We start from the raw sequence: 21509 nt of genomic DNA on the forward strand, positions 1-21509 counted from the left end.
AAATTGAGAAATGAGATGTGAGAATTGAGTATCAAGAGACAAGAAATTTATATAGGAAGGGCCTGCCTAATGGCCGCCGCCCATCTGTACGCCTCCTGTCTCGACGGATTGGTTTTCTTTTATTCTAAGCACGGCCACTGCCGCCAAGAGCAACAATACACCTGCAAAAGCGATGGAAATCCCCGGGTCGTTGCCAAGGAAATTTTTCGCGACAAAACCGAAGCTCAGGGTTTGGAAGATCATCGGCACCACGATCATCATGTTGATAATTCCCATGTAGACGCCATAGCGCTCTTTCGGAATTTCATTGACCACCAGTAGGTAGGGAATACCCATCATACTTGCCCATGCAATGCCGAATCCGGTCATTGGCGCAAACAGCAAGTATTTGTTTTCGATAAATGGGAATACCAACAAACCCAAGCCTGCCATAATCAAACAGAAGAAATGGACTTTTTTCGGACCAAACCGCTTGGCCACACCAACCAATGCAAAGGCCGAAAGGAAGGTAACGACATTGTACCAACCATTGACGAGGCCGGTCCAGCCAACGGCTTCCTCATACAAATCCATGTTTTCGGAGGGAGAGGTATTCCAGACGGATTGCGCGATGCTTTTGGCGGCATTCTGCCAATAGACAAACAAGGCATACCATTGGAAAAGGTACACCAAGGCCAACTTCCACATCACGGATGGCATATCCAGAATCGCACTGATGATTTCCAAATTTTGGGAAAAGAGCACCTTGGAAGACGGGCGCTTCTCGATGGCGTGAACGGTCCTTTGAAGAATACCCCGATCGAAAATCGCAGGAACCAACAAGACCAAAAACAGTGCATAAATGAACAGAGACGTAACGACAGAAAGAAAAAACTGGATCACGGGATGCGGCATGCCCTCATTTTTTTCTTTCAATACCTGCAATTCATCGGGAGAGGGCGGAATTTCCGGAGTCTTGTAGATACTCCAACCAACCGAGGCGATCGAACAAACGGATCCCAGGAAGAATGACGCGTACACCCATACGGGCAGTGACCCCGCAGTGCCGGGAATGTACATTTGGAAAAAAAACAGGGAAAGATTGGCCAAGGTAATGCCCAAGCCCGTGAAGAAGCTTTGGGTGAGAAATCCGGTCGCGTACTGCTCCTCGGGCAACTTGTCAGCAATCAGCGCCCTATAGGGTTCCATGGCGGTGTTGTTGGCAGCATCAAGCACCCAAAGCAAACCGGCCGCCATCCACAGCGTGCTGCTGAAAGGATAAAGGAACAGGCAAATACTGCAAAAAACCGCCCCGATAAAGAAAAACGGCTTCCGTCTACCAAATCTTGGGCTCCAAGTCCGGTCGCTAAGCGCACCGATGATCGGCTGAATCAATAAACCGGTCATCGGTCCTGCCAGATTTAGAATCGGGATCTCGTGGGGTTGCGCGCCCAGCATGTCGTAGATCGGGTTTACCGCCGATTGTTGAAGCCCAAAACTGTACTGAATGCCGAAAAAACCAACATTCATGTTGATGATTTGGGAGAAGGTTAGTTGGGGTTTCTGCATGGGTACAACGCTGGTTGGGTAAGGTCTCAGATTCGAAAAAACATTATTCTCCAATCAAAGCCAAATCCTTCCGAAAATAGGGATTTTGCAGGAAGTCGAAAAAAAATCAACCTGTGTTCTCGAGGATTTTGGAAGAAAATGTGATATCAATCGTTTGCGGGAAAGGATGAACGGTAGCCGATTTAGAAATTGTCAAAAGGCCGATTCTATCCATCAGCGCCACACGACAGTCCTCCAAACAATCTGGGCGTAGTTGTCCCGCTCATACAAAATACCCAAGGTTGAACCGTTCAAACTCACCAGATCGCTATAAGCGGTCCAAGACACTTTTTTGGGATCATCTGTCCTGTCAATAGGCATGACCTTTGGCCACGATTTCCCCTCGTCGAAGCTGATTTTGATCGTCAGATTATTACGGTCATTTGGGTCGGAGGCGTTGGAATGGGCCAAGATTGTCTTTCCATCCGACTGGCCGATGGCCAAAATGGACCCTTGGCATACAGGATCGGGAAGTGCTTCCTCAAACCTGACCTCTTCCCAACTGCTTCCCCCATCGGAGGAGTAAGCCAATATCCGCTGCCTTATGTCTCCACGCTGGTTGCGAATACTCATGATCATTCGGCTACCAGAGAGTTCAGCACCGATGGATTCATTTGAGCCAGGTAGGTGAACAGACTCTGAAATCTTGAAAGACTCTCCATGGTCGTCCGAGAAAAACCCATGCGCCCTGTACTCCTCAAAATTTTGTTGGGGAGGTCCTACAGAATGATTGGCCGGCACATAGATTCTTCCCTTGTACTTCCCTTCCTGAAATTGGAACGCGTGGCCCGGCGTATTGGCGTAGTGCCTCCAATCTTCGGGGTGCTGATAAAGAGGATTAAATTGTGGGTTGTTTGGTCGATGCACTTTCAGGGTGATGTTCTCGGGCTTTTCCCATGTGTGCCCAAGATCAAATGACTTCATCATCCAAACCTCCCTTACGCCTTTGTTGAGACGGATATCGTATTCATGGTTGTTGCCGGTATTGTAAAAAAGAAACACGACGCCTTTGGGAAAATCCGGATCCAACATATCCACGACCGGGGCTGGATTACCTGCCTGAAGACTGTCATAGTCCACCAACGTCTCCAAAGACGACCATGTCTTTCCTTGATCGTGACTCCGTTTCATGACCAAGTTTACATCACCGAAATCGGCGCTGCCGTTTACCCTTCCCTCTGCAAATGCCAACAAATCCCCATTGGGCAATGCAAGGATCGCAGGTATACGATAGACAGCATGACCCTCTTTCCCGCTTTGAAAAACGATCGTTTCAGTTTCTTGGCAAAAGACAAAAAACGGAAGTAGTACCAACAAGCAGAAAAGAAATAAGGATGATCTCATTTTTGGTAGATGTTGCTAGGAATAATCAATTTCAAACTGGCAGGATTTAGGATCGAATCACAAGCTTGAGGCTGAATATAAGACAAATCCCATTTCACAGCATTTCATATTAGAGTTTCAGCGAACCAATTGTCTAAAATTTGCTAAGTCGATTGATATTTTTCTGTTTATTTGGATAATCTCTCCCAAACAAAATATTTCAACATGCTGGCATTTCTTGGCCTTTTAACAATACTGCTACTCTTGTATTTGGTGATTACCAAAAAGGCTTCTCCCGTGGTGGCTTTGATTGCCGTGCCAGTTATAACGGGACTTGTGGCAGGGTTTGGCGCGGAACTTCCCACAATGATCGGCAACGGTCTAAAGGACATCGCTCCGACAGGCATCATGTTCATTTTCGCCATCCTGTTTTTTGGTGTTTTGATGGATGCAGGCACATTCCAACCCATCATCAATCGACTGTTGCGGTTTGCCGGAAATGACCCTGTCAAGATAACCGTCGCCACCGCCATCCTGGCGATGTTGGTCCATTTGGACGGTTCTGGGGCTGTGACGTTTTTGGTGGTGATCCCTGCGATGGTACCGATTTATGACAAAGTTGGCATGAAAAGGCTTACCCTTGCCAGTATCGTAGCATTGTCGGCAGGAACGATGAATATCCTCCCTTGGGGAGGTCCTACTCTGCGGGCGGCGACTGCGCTTGATTTGAGCGTCACTGAACTTTTCAACCCTATCTTGATTCCCATGCTAGTCGGATTGATCACTGTGCTTGTAATTGCTGTTTTTTTTGGAAAAAAAGAAAAAGCCAGACTTCCAGTCCCTGGACCAAGCCTTGTGACAGACCAAAACATCCAAGCCGAATACAATGAACTAGCGCGTCCAAAGCTTTTTCTTTTCAATGTATTCCTGATCGTTCTTGCGATTGGCTTTTTGGTGTCAGGCATGGCACCGCCCTACGTCGTTTTCATGATTGCATTTGCGCTAGCGATTACGATCAATTTCCCGAAAGTTGACTTACAGCGAAAAATCATTGACGCCCATGCCAAAGAAGCGATGCTGATGGCTTCTATCTTGTTTGCAGCAGGTTGTTTTACAGGAATCTTAAAGGGCACAGGCATGATGGAGGCAATGGCGGGCTCTATCAATCAATTCATTCCTGAAAAAATCGGCTCACACCTCCCTTTGATCACGGGTATTCTTTCCATGCCTTTGAGTCTATTGTTTGACCCAGATTCCTTTTATTTTGGCATTTTGCCTTTGCTCGCATCGACTGCAGAATCCTTTCAGGCATCAGGAATTGAGGTTGGTCAAGCGGCGATCATGGGTCAGATGACCACCGGATTTGCAGTGAGTCCTTTGACTGGATCGACGTTCCTCTTGATTGGTTTGGCTGGAGTCGATCTAGGTGAACATCAAGTGAAAACCATTCCTTGGGCCTTTTTGGTGACTTTGGTGATTTTGATTGTTTCGGTTTTGATGGGGATCATTTCTATCTGAATGTGATGAAAAAAGACGTCATAAGAATCGGCTGCGGTGCCGGTTTCTCGGGAGACCGATTGGAACCAGCGCTTATTCTTACAGAACAAGGAAATTTGGACTATTTGGTCCTCGAATGCCTTGCGGAGCGAACCATTGCCCTTGCACAAAAGGCCAAGCAACAAAATCCAAACCTGGGCTACGACCCAATGTTGGAAAGAAGGATTACAAGCCTCCTGCCACTTTTGGTCAAACACAACACACGGCTTATAACAAACATGGGTGCAGCAAACCCCTTGTCTGGAGCACAGAAGATCATCGATATCGCCAAAAGGCTTCAACTCACGATCAAAGTCGCCGTGGTCTTGGGGGATGATGTTTTTGCCAGCATTTCGGGAGACGAGCCAAGTATGGAGCGAAACAAAGCATTAAGCACCTACGGCACGCTCATTTCCGCCAATGCATACATGGGTGTCGATGCGATTCTGCCGGCCCTAAAGACGGATGCCAATATCATTCTTACGGGAAGGGTAGCGGATCCATCGTTATTTTTGGCACCAATGATTCACGAGTTCGGATGGGATCCGGCGGACTGGGATTTGATGGGAAAAGGAACGGTTCTCGGGCACCTAATGGAATGTGCCGGACAGATAACGGGAGGCTATTTTGCCGATCCTGTCAGTAAGCCTGTTGCCGGAATGGAAAATTTGGGGCATCCCTTTGTGGATGTGTATCCTGACGGCAGCGGTATCATTGGTAAAGTCTCCGGAACAGGCGGCGAAATCACGATTCGGACCGCCAAGGAGCAACTGCTTTATGAAGTCCTGGATCCGGGAAATTACTTCACGCCCGATGTGGTTGCCGACTTCCGCTCTGTGCATTTTGAAGAAATCAAAAAGGACCAAATCAAAGTCACCGGAGGAACTGGAAAACCCAAACCATCCCAACTGAAGGTCAGTGTTGGTTACCAAGCGGGATTTATGGGCGAAGGAGAAATCTCCTACGCAGGCGCGCATGCCAAGGAAAGAGCGGCACTAGCCGGCGAAATCATCGAGAAAAGAATCCGGAATCTTTTCGATGAATTCAGGGTAGATTTCATCGGATTGAGTTCGCTCCATGGCCCTGTACTTCCCCAAGGATCTGAACCCTACGAAGTACGACTGAGGGTCGTGGGAAAAAGTCACAGCCAGGACAAGGCCAATCTTATCGGAGAAGAAGTGGAAGCACTCTATACCAACGGCCCCGCGGGAGGAGGAGGGGCGAGAAAAAGCGTCAAGGAAATCATCGGCGTCGTTTCCATACTATTGGACCGAGATAAAATCAATCCTGAAGTAATAATCCCATGATCAAGCTTGCCAAAATTGCCCATAGCCGGGCCGGAGACAAAGGAAACACATTGGTTCTATCGCTGTTTCCATTTGACGAAAACGAATATCCCCACTTGGTACAGGAAGTCACCGCCGAAAAAGTCAAGGCCCATCTCAGCGACCATGTAAAAGGAGAGGTTTCACGATACGAAATCCCTAGTCTCCATGCGCTCTTATTTACTTGCACAGAGGCACTGGGGACGGGAGTGACGACCTCAATGGCTCTGGATGCCCATGGAAAATCATTGAGCTATGCCTTATTGGAAATGAAAATAAACCCAAAACCATGAACATTGTCTCTTGCAAAAACTACGAAGAGTTGAGTCAGCGAGCCGCTCAAATCGTCCTTAAGGAAATTTCCGTAAAGCCGGATTTGCTTTTTTGCGCAGCGACGGGGAATTCTCCTACGGGTATGTACGCCGAAATGGCCAAAAAGCCCGAAGCGTTTCACTCTTTGCGGGTCATCAAAATGGACGAATGGGGTATCATCCCGCTCTCCCATCCGGATTCCTGCGAAACATATCTAAAAAAACACCTGCTCCGACCACTGGATATCCCTGTGGAGCGCTACATGACATTTGACACGGCCGCTGATTTGGCCGAAAGCGAATGTGAAAAAATGCGCCAATTCATTGCCGCAAACGGGCCTTTTGACATTTGTATCCTTGGCCTAGGGAAAAATGGGCATATCGCCTTCAACGAACCAGCAGATTTCCTACAGCCGTTTTTTCACAAAGCGACTTTGGCACCTTCCACCATCCAACACGACCCGGCACTCTCCCAAGGACCCGAACCAGCCTATGGTCTCTGCGTGGGGATGCGGGATATCCTGCAATCGAAAAAGATCATTTTCTTGGTCTCCGGAAAAGGGAAGGAAGATGCTTGGCGCAGAATCCAAGAGCAGAAGATCGGCACAGATTGCCCAGCGAGCTTCCTTTGGCTGCATCCAAATACCGATTGTTTGGTGATCGAGTAAGCCCAATTTGTCTAGGCATGCCCCTTTCTGTCAAGGGCGTTTTGATCAGTTCAGAAAAATCTCCCAATCCTTGGCAGGGATGACCGGGGAAGCTGAAAGGTATTTCTGATAGGCATCCTTGACAGCTTTTAGATATCCATCCTTGATGTGGCTGGGATATAAGCCAACCAAGGGAACCTTCTCCTGCAATGCAGCCAAAGCTTCCGGAAAGGACCCGTATCTATGGACGATCTCCACATTGTCCAGCTCAGCATCATCCCTGCGCTGGTCAAACACGAAGTACTTTTTCTCCTCGGTCACGAAAAAGTAGGTGCTTCTACCCTCTTGTTCCGCTTTGAAAAAATCCACCGAAACACCCGGTCCCGAAAGGTGACATACCCGCTCCCAGTCATGATTGTAGGCCATACATTCTATGATTCCGGTGAGTATTTCCAACAAATCCTCCTTGACCCGATCAAATGGCAAAAAATCCTCAGCCCCTCTCCGATCCAGCAATCTTGCCGAAGCCAAGTCCTTGTCAGCAGTGATTTGGTCGATTTCGACCCGAAATCCGTTTGATTTGGCAGCCTTCACCAAAGCGACAAATTCATCATCATAACCCGAGAGGCTGTATTCAACGACCAGCACTTTGTCCTCCATCAAGGCATCCATGGCTTCCTCGGTAGCCTGGTTATAGATATCGGCCAAGCGATCGTCCCCAAACGCCGCAACCGTCCCAAAAAGGTCCTGGGAAATCCTGCACAGGTCCAATACAAAATATCCTTCCCTGTTGGCAAAATGCTTTGCAATAAACGTGGTCTTACCCACTCCCTCAGGTCCTGTTACAAATAGTATGGTGTTCATAGCTGATCAAATTTTAGCTTCATTGAAATTCCTTAACACATCAATTTACCCATTCAGCGCCGTCTGAAATAGTGATTGACAGGAGATGTCAGGGAATAGTTTTCCAATTTTCTTAATTCAAAAATCATTAGCGAACTGTCAACCTTCGGTCTAAATCCACTTCCTAAACAAAAGGGCAATTTTTGTACTTTAGTCTCCAAAACCATCCCATGCGCAACGTTTCCCTTTACCTCTTCAACTGGCTGACTTTCGGCGCCACCCTGTATTTCAATTACCTGTATGGTTCTGGCGCTGCAGGTGTCAAATCAGTTGGGGAAATCAGCAACCAATACCCAACCCTGATCACCCCCGCCGGATTCACCTTTTCCATTTGGGGCTTGATCTACCTGCTGCTGCTCGGTTACTTGACCTATCAGGGATGGACTTTGCTGAGAAAAAGCCCAGAAAAATCACTGCTTCCATCCGGCATTTGGTTTGGCATCAGCAATCTGCTCAATCTCGCTTGGATTGTCATATGGTGCAACGAATGGCTCTATCTTTCAGCGATTGCCATCATTGGGCTCTTGGTCTCCCTGCTGGTTTTGGGACATCGGCTACAAATAGGTTCAAAAAGCATCTCAATTTCCCAATACCTATGGGTTGCCACGCCGATTGCAGTGTACACAGGTTGGGTGACAGTGGCTACCCTCGTCAACGTCTCCGTGCTGGTATATGACTTGGGAATCCTGACTTCAAGTCCTGCTATCTGGACATTGGCGATGTTGGCGATTGCATCCGGAATCTATCTTTTCCTGCTTTTCAAGCAAAATATTGCCCAAGCAACCTGGGTGGGCGTATGGGCATTTTCGGGAATTGCGGCCAGCAACTGGGGCGGAGAAACAATGGTAGCCTTTGGGGCATTGGCACTTGCCTTGGCGCTCGCAATGGCAATTGTTGTGCGATTCTTCCTGGCAAAGCAGCTTGACAAAACCTGAAAACGCTGTGATTCCTTCTTGCCCTATATTCCCTTTTGCGGAAGAAAACAACGGGGATACCACACCAAAAAAAAGGCCCTTGAAGTTTTCAAGAGCCTTTTTTTTTGAAAGTATCGAATTTATATATGCAGTGCCCGATTGTCCGTGGCAGCCAAACAAGCCTCTTTGAAGGCTTCGGTATAGGTCGGGTGCGCATGGGACATCCGTGCGATATCTTCTGCGGAAGCCCGATACTCCATAGCCACTACTGCCTCGGCGATCATATCTGCGGTTCTCGGTCCGATCATGTGTACTCCCAGGATTTCGTCGGTACTGGCGTCAGCAAGCACCTTCACCAAACCGTCGGTATCCATCGAGGCCCTGGCGCGGCCTGAGGCCATGAATGGAAATTTCCCCGTTTTGTAAGCAATACCCATTTCTTTCAGTTGCTCCTCGGTGTAGCCAACCGCAGCTACCTCCGGCCAAGTGTAAACGACACCGGGGATCAGCAGGTAATTGATATGTGGCTTTTGCCCGGCGATGGTTTCGGCGACATACACGCCTTCTTCTTCGGCTTTGTGGGCCAGCATGGCACCTTTGACGACATCGCCAATGGCGTAGATATTTGGCACATTGGTCCGCAAATGGTCGTCAACTTCCACCTGTCCGCGCGCAGTGAGTCTGACCCCAGCTGCTTCTGCATTCAAGCCCTCGGTATAAGGTTTTCTTCCGATCGAAACCAATACATAGTCACCTTTGATCTCAATGGTTTCACCTTTCCCATTTTCGGCCTTTACAAGCACTTCCTCACCCAAATTCTCGACCGCGGTGACTTTGTGTTTGAGGTAAAACTCAAAACCGAGCTTTTTGAGGGACTTCTGCAATTCCTTACCCATTGTCCTGTCCATCGATGGAATGATCGCATCCATAAACTCGACCACGGATACTTTGGCACCGAGTCTGCCGTACACAGAACCCAATTCCATTCCGATTACCCCACCACCAATGACGATCAGGTGCTTTGGAATTTCCTTCATTTTCAGCGCCTCGGTCGATGTTATGATGCGCTGCTTGTCGATGTTGATAAACGGCAAAGAGGCAGGTTTCGAGCCTGTGGCAATGATGATATGCTTGCCTTGGATGTCGGATGAAATCCCATCGGCCTTGGTTACTTTGATGGTGTTTTTGTCCACAAAAGAGCCTATCCCCTGGTGCACATCGATCTTGTTTTTCTTCATCAAAAACTGGATGCCGTCCACGTTTTGCTTGACGACGTCGTCCTTTCGGGCAATCATTTGTGGCAGGTCCACTTTCAAGTTGTCCAGCAGAATCCCGTGGGTTTGGAAGGTATGGGTCGCATTGTGAAAATGCTCCGAGGAATCCAAAAGTGCCTTGGAAGGAATACAGCCCACATTGAGGCAAGTACCACCGAGTGTTGGATATTTCTCGATAATGGCGGTTTTCATCCCAAGCTGCGCGCCACGGATCGCGGCTACATATCCGCCTGGTCCAGATCCGATTACGATAAGGTCATACATTGTTGTAGTCTTTGTACTATGTACCAAGTACCAAGTACGAAGTACACGTGGGTTTATTTATTTTCAAAACTCATCTTAAGCTTGACGATCATATTCTGCAAATGCTCAATATGATTTTCAAGTCTATCAAAATCAGTATTCTTGACATAAGAAAGCCTATTGGAGATGACTAGTTGAGAGTCTAGTTCAAATGACGAACCAAGCGCAATTCCAAGAAAGTTGTCAAATTCCCTCAGGCTGTTTCTACCTGCGCCCTCTGCGATATTTGACGGAATGGAAACCACTGCCCGGTTCATCTGACTGATCAAGCCAAATCGCTCATTTTGTGGAAGAAGCTCAGTTATCCGATATACCTCCACTGCCAAGTCTATAGCCTTTTGCCATACCTTTAATTCTTTGTATCTGTGCATAAATCTCGAAGTTTGTTATTCTTCCAATTTATGCTTGAAGCATCAGTTTATCCGGGTTAATCAATTACTTAGTCGACTATCTCAAGCACACGGATTCAGATATGCCCCGTCTCGCGTCAGGTTGCGAATACCTTAGGAAACCATTACTGTCTTACGTTCCCGAATACTTGGTACTTCGTACGTTGTACTTGGTACAACTCTTTTTCCTAAACGCCAAACAACAACCTGGTCGGGTCTTCGAGAAGTTGTTTGACGCGGACAAGGAAGCTGACGGACTCGCGGCCATCGATGATGCGGTGGTCATACGACAGCGCCACATACATCATCGGCCTGATGACGATTTGACCGTTTTCCACGACGGGGCGCTCGACGATATTGTGCATGCCTAGGATTGCGGACTGGGGTGCGTTGATGATTGGCGTGGACATCATGGAACCAAAGATGCCACCGTTGGTGATGGTGAATGTTCCGCCGGTCATCTCCTCGATGGACAACTTATTGTCACGTGCTTTGGTAGCCAATCGGACAACTTCTTTTTCGATTTCGTCAAAACTCAGGGACTCAGCGTTTCGAATGACAGGCACCACCAAGCCTTTTGGCGCGGATACCGCAATTGATACATCACAGAAGTCGTGGTAAACGATCTCATTTCCGTCGATCATGGCATTGACTGCGGGCCATTCCTGCAGGGCAACACACACGGCCTTGGTAAAGAAAGACATGAACCCGAGATTCACGCCGTGTTTTTCCTTGAATTGATCTTTGTATTTCTTGCGGATATCCATGATTGGTCCCATGTTGACCTCGTTGAAGGTGGTCAACATCGCTGTCTCATTTTTCACCGCTACCAATCTCCTGGAAACCGTACGTCTCAGGGAAGACATCTTTTCCCTTCTGCTATCCCTCGCTCCAAAAGTCTTTACTGGAGCTGGACTAGGTGTTGCGCTAACTGGCGTAGTTGGTTTGGGTTCAGCTTTGGGAGTTTCCATGGCTTTGGGTTGTGCGGCAATCGCGTCTTCTTTGGTGATGCGGCCATCTTTCCCAGTTCCTTGGATATCAGCTGGGCTAAGGCCTTTTTCTGCAATGATTTTACCGGCTGCGGGCGAAGCATGTCCTGTCGCGTAGCTTTCTTTCGAGGGTGCAGGCGCAGCGGTTGGGACTGGTGTTGCGGCAGCTTCCGCAGTCGGTTTACCACCTTCGACCACTTCGATCCGGCAGATCAAGCCTCCGATCTCCAGTGTGTCGCCTTCCTTGGCCACATGCCTCAAGATACCTGTAGCCTCTGCAGGCAATTCAAACGTTGCCTTGTCGGAATCCACCTCGGCAATAATATCGTCCAGTTGTACAAAATCCCCATCGGCTTTGAGCCAAGTAGCCAACGTAACCTCGGTGATGGATTCACCAACCGTAGGCACGATCATTTCCTTGATCTCACCGGTCTTGCCTTTTGCAGCTGGTGCTGGTGCTGGTGCTGCCTTCACCTCAGTTTTGACCTCGCTAGCAGCTGCACCGTTTTCGATGACACAGATCGTAGCGCCAATCTCCAGGGTTTCTCCTGCCTGCGCTTTGATCCTCAAGGTCCCCGCTGACTCCGCAGTGAGTTCAAAAGTGGCTTTGTCAGATTCAAGTTCGCAGAGAACCTCGTCCATTTGGACTTGGTCTCCGTCTTTTTTGAACCATTGGCCAATGGTTACTTCAGTGATGGACTCCCCTACCGCGGGGACTTTCATTTCTAGGCTCATTGTTGTCTCTTTTGGTATTTATTCCTTTTGGGAATGAATGGTTGGAAAAATAACCTGACTTCTAACTTATGAAATCTTCAGTGCTCTGTTCACGATACCGGATTGTTCCTCGACGTGGACTTTGTTGTAACCCGTTGCCGGTGATGCTGAAGTTTTTCTGGCAATCACATCCATCTTGATGTCCTTGTAGAGCATCCTCAGGATGTAATTCCAATAGCCCATGTTTTCAGGCTCTTCCTGGACCCATACGATTTCAGCGTTTGGATAGGCTTTCAATGCTTCCAAAATCTGGTTTTTGGGGAGTGGGTGCAGCTGCTCTACGCGAATGATGGCCACATCCTTGATCTTGTCCTTTTCCCTCGCCTCGTCAAGGTCATAGAATACCTTGCCCGAACATAGCACGACACGCTTCACCTGCTTCGGATCAGCATTTGTATCAAGCAAAACCTCCCTAAATCTACCTTGGGTGAATTCATCCAAAGGAGAAACCACTTTGGGATGTCTCAGCAAGGACTTTGGAGACATGACCACGCAGGGCTTTCTGAATTCCCAAGCCAGTTGCCGTCTCAGCAAATGGAAGAAATTGGATGGTTCGGTGATGTTGGCCACGACCATATTGTATTCCGCAGAAAGCTGCAGGAAACGCTCCGGCCTGGCATTCGAATGCTCAGGACCTTGACCCTCATAACCATGGGGAAGCAAAAGCACCATGCCGTTCATCTTTCCCCACTTGGATTCACCGGAGGAAATAAACTGGTCGATCATTGTTTGGGCACCGTTGGCGAAATCACCGAACTGTGCTTCCCATATCGCGAGGGAATGGGGGCTAGCCATGGCATATCCGTATTCGAAACCCAAAACGGCATACTCAGAAAGCAATGAATTGTAAATATGGAACTGGCCTTCACTGTCCTTCAATTCCTTGAGGAAATTATAGGGCTTGTTCGTGTTGGCGTCGTGCACGACCGCATGTCGGTGGGAAAATGTGCCCCGCTGCACATCCTGCCCGGTTAGTCTGACCGTTTTTCCCTCCAAAAGCAAAGAACCATAGGCCAGCAATTCGGCTGCTGCCCAGTTCAAGGACTTCGAAGTAAAATACATGTCTTTCCGCTGCTTCAGCTGTATCTCAATCTGCTTGATCGGCTTGAAACCCTTGGGTATCGTAGTCAGGGCATCAGCGACTTTCTCAACCGCCTCCAGCGAAATACCCGTTTCGGGGGATTTCTCAAAATCCTCAGGAGTGGAACGCCGCAGCGACTGCCATTCTCTCTCGAATTTGGTAAACTGATAAGGAAGTGGTTTTTCCTTCACCATGTTCAATCGATCCTGCAGCAACTGCCTGAATTCCTCATCCATTTGCCTTGCGATCTCTGCATCGATATCACCGCGCTCGGTCAAACGCTTTACATATATCTCGCGAGGATTGGGATGCTTGGAGATGATGTTGTACAGTTCGGGTTGCGTGAATTTGGGCTCGTCGGACTCATTGTGGCCATGCCTTCTGTAACAGACCATGTCCACAAAAATATCCCTTGCAAACTTCTGCCTGAACTCTGCAGCCAATTTGGCCGCGAAAACAACTGCTTCCGCATTGTCACCGTTGACGTGGATGACAGGTGCGTCGATGATTTTGGCCACGTCGGTACAGTAGATGGAAGACCGGGCGTCGTCAAAATCCGTCGTGAATCCAACCTGGTTGTTGATCACAAAATGGACTGTGCCTCCGGTATTATAACCCTTCAGTCCCGCCATTTGGGTAACTTCATAGACGATACCCTGCCCGGCTACCGCAGCGTCACCATGGATCAAGATCGGAAGCGCCTTTTTCGAATCGTTTTTGTGTTGGGAATCAATCTTTGCCCTGATGAATCCTTCCACCACCGGATCGACTGCCTCCAAGTGGGAAGGGTTAGGCGCGAGTTTCAGGTTGACTTTCTTGTCGCCTGTGGTAATGATGTCGGAGGAATACCCCATGTGGTATTTCACGTCCCCATCCCCCATGGTAAGGTCAGGCTTTGCGGTCCCCTCAAACTCGGAGAATATTTGCTCATACGTCTTGCCCATGATATTGGCGAGGACATTGAGCCTGCCTCTATGGGCCATGCCAATCATGACTTCTTCCACCCCATAGTCCGCGGCAGTATTGATTACGGCATCCAGGAATGGAATCGTGCTCTCCCCCCCTTCGAGGGAGAAACGCTTCTGTCCCAAGTATTTTGTATGTAGAAAGTTCTCAAAAACAACCGCTTGGTTGAGCTTGAAAAGTATCCGTTTTTTCTCGTCAACAGATGGATTGAATGAGAGCGCCTCTTTCTCGATCTTGGTCTTCAACCAATCCAACATCAAGGGCTCTCGGATGTAGGTATATTCAAAGCCAAGCGCCCCTTCATAGATGATTTTGAGGGACTCCAAAATCTTGGAAAGCTTGGCAGTGCCAATCCCAATTTCTTTCCCGGCCTGAAATTCCGTATTCAAATCATTTTGATCGAGTCCAAAATCCCCAATATCCAACAAGGGCTTCCGATCCCTTCTTTCCCGCACCGGGTTAGTCTTGGACCGAAGGTGTCCTCGGGAACGATAGGCATGGATGAGGGCACGTACCTTGATTTCCTTCGGCAACTGTTCCATGTCCATGATGGTACCTGGAGTCGCCAAAGCGCCAGTCGGTTTGGGTTCAGCAGAGACTGGTTTGGTAGCGACCGCACTTGCGCCGCCTTCGGCATCCTCCCCAAACTTGGTGATGGCAAAGTCGAACCCATCAAAAAAGGTCTTCCAGCTTGGGTCTATTGAAGTGGGGGATTCTTTGTAAGCAGCGTACAACTCATCAATGTAGGCTACATGGGCATTGGAAATATAGGAGTATTGATCCATAAGGTTAGGCTGTATGAAAGCAAAAGTAAAACAACAAAAAGGATTAAAAAAACCGTATATTCGTTTTCGCAAATTTAAACAATATCTGCTACACCAGACCTAAAACGAAATCATTCCTAGTCTAAAAAAATCAACGAAAATTAAACAAAAAAAGGCTGACCCAAATTTGGATCAGCCTTTATCAAAACAACAAAATCTTAAAGTTTGGTTAACAGAAACTCAACCGGCGCTGTAATTCCACAACTCGATTGAGAATCATCAATAAACTTCACAGTTATCGTAGCGTCACTTGCAGGGTTGTAATCAGCAAGATTGTTAGGATCCGAAATCCAGAGAATACCTGGGCCACCACAACCTGCACCCGCAGCTTCTTCAGGCTTCACAACCTTCCCGCATGACAGTTCAATTGTAAATGGCCTGGTGGTAAAACCTCCGAGGTAATTTACTGTAAATCTCCTCTGGGTAGCAGTAGTCCCTGCAACTAAAGTTACAACTTCTTCCACAAATCGAGTTGGATTACCAAAGAATGGATCAGCACCACCTACAGGCTGCGTCAACCTGTATTGACCGAGTGCGTAACCCTCCGTAAGAGGACAAACGACAGTCACATTGTACAAGAAAGGCGAAGAATAAAACAAACCACCCTTGATGTCCGCACTCGCATTGACATCATTGAACACTCGGCCTTTTTTGTCGGTCAACTTCAGCCTGAATTCAAAAACATCTCCGCCATTTACCTGGGCTTGGGTGAGTCCAAGAGCCGTAATAGCCTCTTGAGCAGTCACGACAATCTGTGTACGCAGGAATTTCGAATCTGGGGTCAGCGTGAATGCCGATCCCGGGATCGTCTTCAAAAGCACATCGTTTACAGCACCACCGGGACCAGCAGCGGGAACAAACTGCAATCCTACACCCGGTATCAATCTTCTTCTTCTTACCCTGACTTCCACATTGTCGACTGTCGCACCGTTTTCTGCATCAACTGCCTCAACCGTGATATCAAATCTGGAATTTGCAAGGTTGAAGAAGTTAAAACTAGTGCTGGTACGCGCCGTAGTCCTTAAATAGGCCCCCGTATCAAAGGTACTATAAGGGATCCTAGGTTCTACAAAGTCGGTACATGAGGTGATGAACACCAACATAGTTACCAACATTCCAAGACTATATTTCATAAATTTCATAGTTCAGCTTTTTTTAATGATTAATAAACCCAGCCGTTACCTTCAGGATTGGTATCCCAGAAAACCCTCTGACCCAAATTGGCTTTTTGTTCCGCGAATTTATTCGTCACAACAAAATCGTTTGGATACAAGAATGACCTAGGGAACAAACCCACTTCAACCGCCAAACCAGGCTGCATGCCATCAGGCTGTCCTGTCCTTCTGTAAAGGTTGTACGCTTCAACACCATTGCCGAACAGTGAAAGCCAATACTCTCTCGCAACAATATTCAATTTTCTGTTGGTTGGAGCCGCATCGTATTGGGTACCAACAAGTGCAATGTAATCATCCACCAAGGTCCCCCAAGCTGCGTTTGTATAGAAGCCAGAAACCACTGATGCCTGCGCACTTCCTAAGGCAAAAGTCCTAACGAAGTTCATATGCTTTCTGATACCACTCAACAAGAGGGCTTTTGGATCTCCGGTTGTACCCAAAGTCAAGGCAGCTTCAGCGAGCATGAAGTCAACATAAGCAGCGAGCATGATTGGCTGCAAGCCCGCACCACCGGCACCCATTGTCGGTGAGTTGATAGGAGCAGCAGAATCGTCATCGAATCTACCACCGCCCGGATACAGTCCGTACATGGTCCTTTCGAAACCATCTGGTGGAATACCTTCGTTGTTCAAGTGGTCTCTTCCCCAGTATCCCTTGCCAGTGGAAGTCATGTTTGGCAAACAGAACGGGAAATTCCCTGCCAAATAATGTCCGGGAGCAATCTCACCCAAACATCTCAATTTGTCAGGATCTGTTGGATTGACTTTCACCTGACGATACATATAGTATCTCACACGAGGGTCAGGGATACCCTTAGCCTCAGTCAAATGGAACATGTACCAAGTAGACTGGTAGTCACCTCCACCGCCACCATATTGGCTGAATCTAGGTGAACGGGAATCAGGGTTAGTTTGACTTGTACCATATCTGAAAACGAAGTCATCCCCTTCTGCCATCAAGTTCCCACTTCCAATCAAAGCATTGATGGCGGCAGTACTTGCAGCAGCATTTTTCAACTTGAGGTTGAGGTGATACTTCAGTTCCAAAGTAGCAATCAATTTTCCCCATCTTGTAACGTTATTACCGTAGTACAAATCCGTAGGAATGTTTGTGGTGGTGGTCGCCAACAGGGCCTTGGCTTGAGTCAAGGCATCAAAAGCAGCCTTGTAAACATCCTCTCCACTATCAACAACCGGATTGAAGTTAGCTGGATCCAGAGCTTCTGACAAGGGCACATCACCTAGGTAATCAACCAGGTTCATCAACACCAAAGCCTTGATCACATTGGCATAGGCCAAATGTCTTGGAATTGGATTAGTTTCGTTCAACTCTTCCAAAAACTTGATATCGGCCAAGATGGTGGCATAGGATGTATTCCACGTGCCGTTCATTGTCTGGGCAAAATATGCGTTCGCCCAGTTGACGTTAGGTTGGGAAAGAATCCTGGTAATCTGCATACCAAACTGGCTCAAGGTATTGAACTGGCCAGAAAAGGCTACCTGAACGTTATTCAAGACCCAAGATGGGTCGGCTGTATTGGCGGTAACTTCGTTGGGGCTATCCAAGAAATCATCCAAATTGTTACAGGCACTTGCGAAAAGCAACCCGCCCGCCAGCAATAAACTATATAATTTTCTTTTCATTGTCTGTCTTGTTTAGGATTAGAAACCTAAGGTGATTGTTCCACCGAATCTTCTGGAACTTGGACCAGTCACGAAATCAAAGCCCAAACCGTTGCCAACACCTACACCCAACACGTCTACATCATAGTTCATGTTTGGAGGGAAGTTGAGCGCTCTAAACCACAAGTTTGTACCACTCAAGGCAATAGACGCTCTTCTGAATGGGGTTTTGGAAAGGATAGAGGCCGGCAAATCATAACCCAATGACAATTCACGCAATCTAGCAGCGGAACCGTCGAAGACGTTTGATTCGTCAGCACCTACGTGGTATCCATCAAAGAAGTAGTTGGAAGCCGTGATTTGGATATCGTTTGGAGTACCGTCTCTCTTTACACCTGGAAGGATGAAAGAGAATTCTCTGTCAACCACAGGGTCTTTGGTCACACCCCTTGCCAAGGTAGCTGTTACCGTGTTAGAGAAGATGACACCACCTCTTCTGTATTCCAGCATGAAGTTCAAGAATAGGCCTTTGTACCTCAAAGTGTTGATCCAAGAACCAGTCCACTTAGGGTTAGGATCACCAAGGATACCAATTTCAGGCGCAGTCAGATAGGTACCGACGGCGTCTACAATCGGCTGACCAGTTTGCTCATCTCTTGCAAATACGGATCCTTTGATAATGTTGAAAGGTTGTCCAGGGATAGCGAAGTTACCCAAATCGGTAAATCCAGCCACTACAACTTCTTCCAAACCTTCACCTAATTCCATCACGATGGTTCGGTAAGCGGTAAAGTTCACGATAGTCTCCCAGCTAAATCCGGAAGGTCTAGAGATCGGAGTAGCAGTACCTTGGAATTCGACGCCTCTGTTTCTGATTCTACCGATGTTAAGGAAAGTAGAGGTAAATCCAGTTGCAGGGTCAATTGGAGCTTGCGTGATCAAGTCTCTTGTATTCTTTTGATACAAGGAGAGGTCAAATCTTACTTTGTTGTTGAACATGGCTGCTTCTACACCAAATTCCACTTCTTCGTGCAACTCAGGCCTCAAATTCGGGTTACCCAATTGGTTGGATACGGTTTGGGACTGGAACACAGTTCCGCCTCTTTCAAATGCCCTTGCAGATTGACCCAAGATATTTCTTGTTCTGTATGGAGGAGGGAAACCAGCTGATGTACCGTAACCCAAACGCAATTTCAAGTCATTCAAAGTTGCAGATTTCCAACCGAATGCGTCAGTAGGAATAAACGAAACTGAAGCACCTGGATACAGGATTCTTCTGTTAGGCTGTTCTACTGTTGAAGTCCAGTCATTTCTAGCGGAAACGTTCAAGAACAGGTAGTTGCTGTAATCGAATGTTACGTTCGCATAGATACCGTAACGTTGCTCCTCAACCAAGTAGTCCATTCTGCCAGCACCGAGTGGGTCGATGGAAGCAGAAGTCAGGAAGTTGGTATGACGGAAAAGATCGAAGGCCAATTGCCCTGTGGAAGAGATACCGTTTTGGTTGTAGTTGTCATAACGGGTATTACCGCCCAACAACGCACTCATTCCAATTTTCTCAGACAAGGTCTTTCTCCAGTTCAAGATCAAATCCTGGTTCCAAATGGTATTTTGGATATTGATAGTCCTGTAGTATCCTTGCCTAACGTCCAAGGTTACACCGGTACCCCCACCTTTGTTGTACTTCGCTTCTTGAACCTCAGAGTAAGTATCCAAACCAAGACGGTAGGTTACAGAGAAGTTGTCGTTGAAGTCATAGTTCAAAGAGGTAGAGTTGAAGAACCTGTTCACCAAAGAGGTGTTCTTGTAGTTTTTCACCAACCAGAATGGGTTCACTTGGTCGTTACCTGCCCTGAAGTAGACGTTACTTTTGTCAACCGGGTTCTCGAAAGGCATACTCAAGTCGATAGACCTTGGCGTGTACAAGGTGTTGGCAAATGCAGAAGGCACACCACCGTTTGGACCTGAACCGAAGGCTGCGTTGACTGGAGGCGATTTCAAGTCCGTCCTTGCAAAAGTGAAGGAGGAGGCCACAGTCAATTTATCAGTTACAGCAGAGTTGATACCCAAACCGAAGTTGTACTTCTTCAAGAGGTTGCCTGGGATGAAGCCTTCATCGCTGGTATAACCGAAGGAAGCGTTGTAACTCGTCCTGTCAGAACTACCGGAGATTTGGGCAGAGGTATTGGAAACCAAGCCGGTTTGGAAGAAAACTTCAGACGGATCTGGATAAGCCTTATAATCATACTTGATTGGGGCGCCATTTTGATCAAAAAACTCAGGGAAAGCATTTCTAATGCTTGCCAAGTTAGAGGATGCAATTGGGTGGTTGATCTGCAAACCTAGATCCAATCTTGGTCCGAAGTTGGAGAAGAAGAGACCAGGCTGTTGCTGGAAACCGTTACCGTAGATCTGACCGTAAGTTGGCAAAGAAGCTGCGGAGTTAGAGAACAAAGACTGGTTGATAGTAACTTCACCTTGCTTTCTCTTTCTAGACCCAGATTTGGTCGTGATCAAGATTACACCGTTTCTACCTTGGTCACCATACAATACCGTTGCAGAAAGACCCTTCAACACAGAAACGTTCTCGATGTTGTTGGGATCGATATCCAAGAAACGGGAAGATGTAGTGGCACCACCTGATGCGAAACTCGTCTGCGCATTCGTAGCAGAACTGAATGGAACCCCATCCACCACAAACAAAGGCTGGTTAGATCCTGTAGCTGAGGAATAGCCCCTGATGATGATGTTGGTACCTGAACCGGACATACCGTTTGTAGCAGTGATGTTCACACCAGCTACTTTTCCTTGCAAGACCCTTGAAACGTCCGCCTCTGGTCTGTTTTGGATTTGCTCATCCCCCACAGTCGAGACTGCATAGCCAAGAGCTTTCTTTTCCTTCTCAATACCGATCGCCGTTACAACCACCTCGGAGAGTTGGGAAGCGTCAGTAGTGAGCGTAATGTTAACTACAGACCGATTGCCAATCGACTCTTCGATGGTTTTCAAACCAACGAAAGAGAAGATCAGGACATCCGATCCTGCCGGTACATTAATGGAGTAATTACCATCCAAATCGGTGGTAGTACCCACTGTTGTACCCTTCACGAGAACGGTCGCGCCGGGAAGGCCTTGACCGTCTTCATCGGAAATTACCTTTCCGGTAACTACCCGTTGTTGCGCCGACACCTCGAAACTCAGTGCCATGGTGAAAAGCGCAATCACAAAGAGTAAAGCTTTTCTCATAAGGTATTTTAGTTTAGTTGATGTGTAAAGAAAATTTATTTCCCGCATATTTCAAAATGATGGATTTTATTGAAAAAATATAGGTATTGAATAATTTTTTATTACTTTATTCCTATTTTAACCATTTTTAACATCCATGAATCTATGAAATATTCCAAATTTCAAATTTGTGTTGGCATAGATAAACCGGCGGTTTTTATTGCTTTTTAATGGTGATAAAAGCCGAATATTTGGAATTGAAATCCATTTGCAGGGTTCAGTATCTAAAAAAGCGCATACAGGAATATAAAACCGAATATTATTTTGATTTTTGACAAACG

15 protein-coding genes are annotated in these 21509 nt (G+C 47.3%); 5 read left to right on the forward strand and 10 right to left on the reverse strand.

Annotated elements, in window-relative coordinates:
• Positions 1-66: 66 nt before the first annotated feature.
• Both L0U89_RS09445 and L0U89_RS09450 read right to left on the reverse strand, forming a co-directional pair.
• Positions 67-1548 carry an MFS transporter gene (locus L0U89_RS09445; protein WP_234861283.1) on the reverse strand — a complete coding sequence of 494 codons (1482 nt, stop codon included), beginning with the start codon at positions 1546-1548 and terminating at the stop codon, positions 67-69.
• A gap of 213 nt (positions 1549-1761) precedes the next feature.
• Positions 1762-2931 (reverse strand): sialidase family protein, encoded by a 1170-nt coding sequence (locus L0U89_RS09450; RefSeq protein WP_234861284.1) that lies wholly within the window; start codon positions 2929-2931, stop codon positions 1762-1764.
• A gap of 204 nt (positions 2932-3135) precedes the next feature.
• Between L0U89_RS09450 and L0U89_RS09455 the strand changes: the two genes are divergently transcribed.
• The 4 genes from L0U89_RS09455 to L0U89_RS09470 are packed head-to-tail and all read left to right on the forward strand — an operon-like array spanning position 3136 to position 6750.
• Positions 3136-4428 carry a CitMHS family transporter gene (locus L0U89_RS09455; protein WP_234861285.1) on the forward strand — a complete coding sequence of 431 codons (1293 nt, stop codon included), beginning with the start codon at positions 3136-3138 and terminating at the stop codon, positions 4426-4428.
• 5 nt (positions 4429-4433) lie between these two features.
• A complete protein-coding gene (locus L0U89_RS09460; protein WP_234861286.1) occupies positions 4434-5753 on the forward strand; it encodes an acyclic terpene utilization AtuA family protein in 1320 nt (439 codons plus the stop codon).
• Positions 5750-6064: an AtuA-related protein gene (locus L0U89_RS09465; RefSeq protein WP_234861287.1), complete on the forward strand. Its 315-nt coding sequence runs from the start codon at positions 5750-5752 to the stop codon at positions 6062-6064. The genes L0U89_RS09460 and L0U89_RS09465 overlap by 4 nt, the downstream gene beginning before the upstream one ends.
• Positions 6061-6750, forward strand: a complete 690-nt coding sequence (locus L0U89_RS09470; RefSeq protein ID WP_234861288.1) for a 6-phosphogluconolactonase — start codon at positions 6061-6063, stop codon at positions 6748-6750. The genes L0U89_RS09465 and L0U89_RS09470 overlap by 4 nt, the downstream gene beginning before the upstream one ends.
• Positions 6751-6795: 45 nt before the next feature.
• Here L0U89_RS09470 and L0U89_RS09475 read toward each other — a convergent pair whose 3' ends face one another.
• Positions 6796-7593, reverse strand: coding sequence for an AAA family ATPase (locus L0U89_RS09475; protein WP_234861289.1), 798 nt, complete (start codon positions 7591-7593; stop codon positions 6796-6798).
• Between the two features lie 209 nt (positions 7594-7802).
• Here L0U89_RS09475 and L0U89_RS09480 point away from each other — a divergent pair, with 209 nt between their 5' ends.
• Complete coding sequence (locus tag L0U89_RS09480) at positions 7803-8567, forward strand: TspO-related membrane protein (protein ID WP_234861290.1); 765 nt, start codon at positions 7803-7805, stop codon at positions 8565-8567.
• Between the two features lie 119 nt (positions 8568-8686).
• On the opposite strand, the gene lpdA is transcribed toward L0U89_RS09480, so the two are convergent.
• The 7 genes from lpdA to L0U89_RS09515 all read right to left on the reverse strand — a co-directional run bounded on the left by lpdA (position 8687) and on the right by L0U89_RS09515 (position 21189).
• A complete protein-coding gene (gene lpdA / locus L0U89_RS09485; protein ID WP_234861291.1) occupies positions 8687-10084 on the reverse strand; it encodes a dihydrolipoyl dehydrogenase in 1398 nt (465 codons plus the stop codon).
• A 53-nt stretch (positions 10085-10137) separates the two neighbouring features.
• Complete coding sequence (locus L0U89_RS09490; RefSeq protein ID WP_234861292.1) at positions 10138-10494, reverse strand: four helix bundle protein; 357 nt, start codon at positions 10492-10494, stop codon at positions 10138-10140.
• Positions 10495-10700: 206 nt separating this feature from the next.
• Entirely contained in the window at positions 10701-12236 is a 1536-nt protein-coding gene (gene odhB, locus L0U89_RS09495) for a 2-oxoglutarate dehydrogenase complex dihydrolipoyllysine-residue succinyltransferase (RefSeq protein ID WP_234861293.1), read from the reverse strand.
• A gap of 66 nt (positions 12237-12302) precedes the next feature.
• The gene (locus L0U89_RS09500; protein ID WP_234861294.1) at positions 12303-15107 is read right to left on the reverse strand and encodes a 2-oxoglutarate dehydrogenase E1 component; all 2805 of its coding nucleotides are present in this window, start codon (positions 15105-15107) and stop codon (positions 12303-12305) included.
• Positions 15108-15304: 197 nt separating this feature from the next.
• Positions 15305-16288: a hypothetical protein gene (locus L0U89_RS09505; protein ID WP_234861295.1), complete on the reverse strand. Its 984-nt coding sequence runs from the start codon at positions 16286-16288 to the stop codon at positions 15305-15307.
• A gap of 20 nt (positions 16289-16308) precedes the next feature.
• Positions 16309-17964, reverse strand: coding sequence for a SusD/RagB family nutrient-binding outer membrane lipoprotein (locus L0U89_RS09510; protein ID WP_234861296.1), 1656 nt, complete (start codon positions 17962-17964; stop codon positions 16309-16311).
• A gap of 18 nt (positions 17965-17982) precedes the next feature.
• The gene (locus L0U89_RS09515; RefSeq protein ID WP_234861297.1) at positions 17983-21189 is read right to left on the reverse strand and encodes a SusC/RagA family TonB-linked outer membrane protein; all 3207 of its coding nucleotides are present in this window, start codon (positions 21187-21189) and stop codon (positions 17983-17985) included.
• Positions 21190-21509: the final 320 nt, after the last annotated feature.

Origin of the sequence: Mariniradius sediminis, assembly GCF_021491425.1 — a bacterium.
Classification (GTDB): Bacteria; Bacteroidota; Bacteroidia; order Cytophagales; family Cyclobacteriaceae; genus Mariniradius; species Mariniradius saccharolyticus.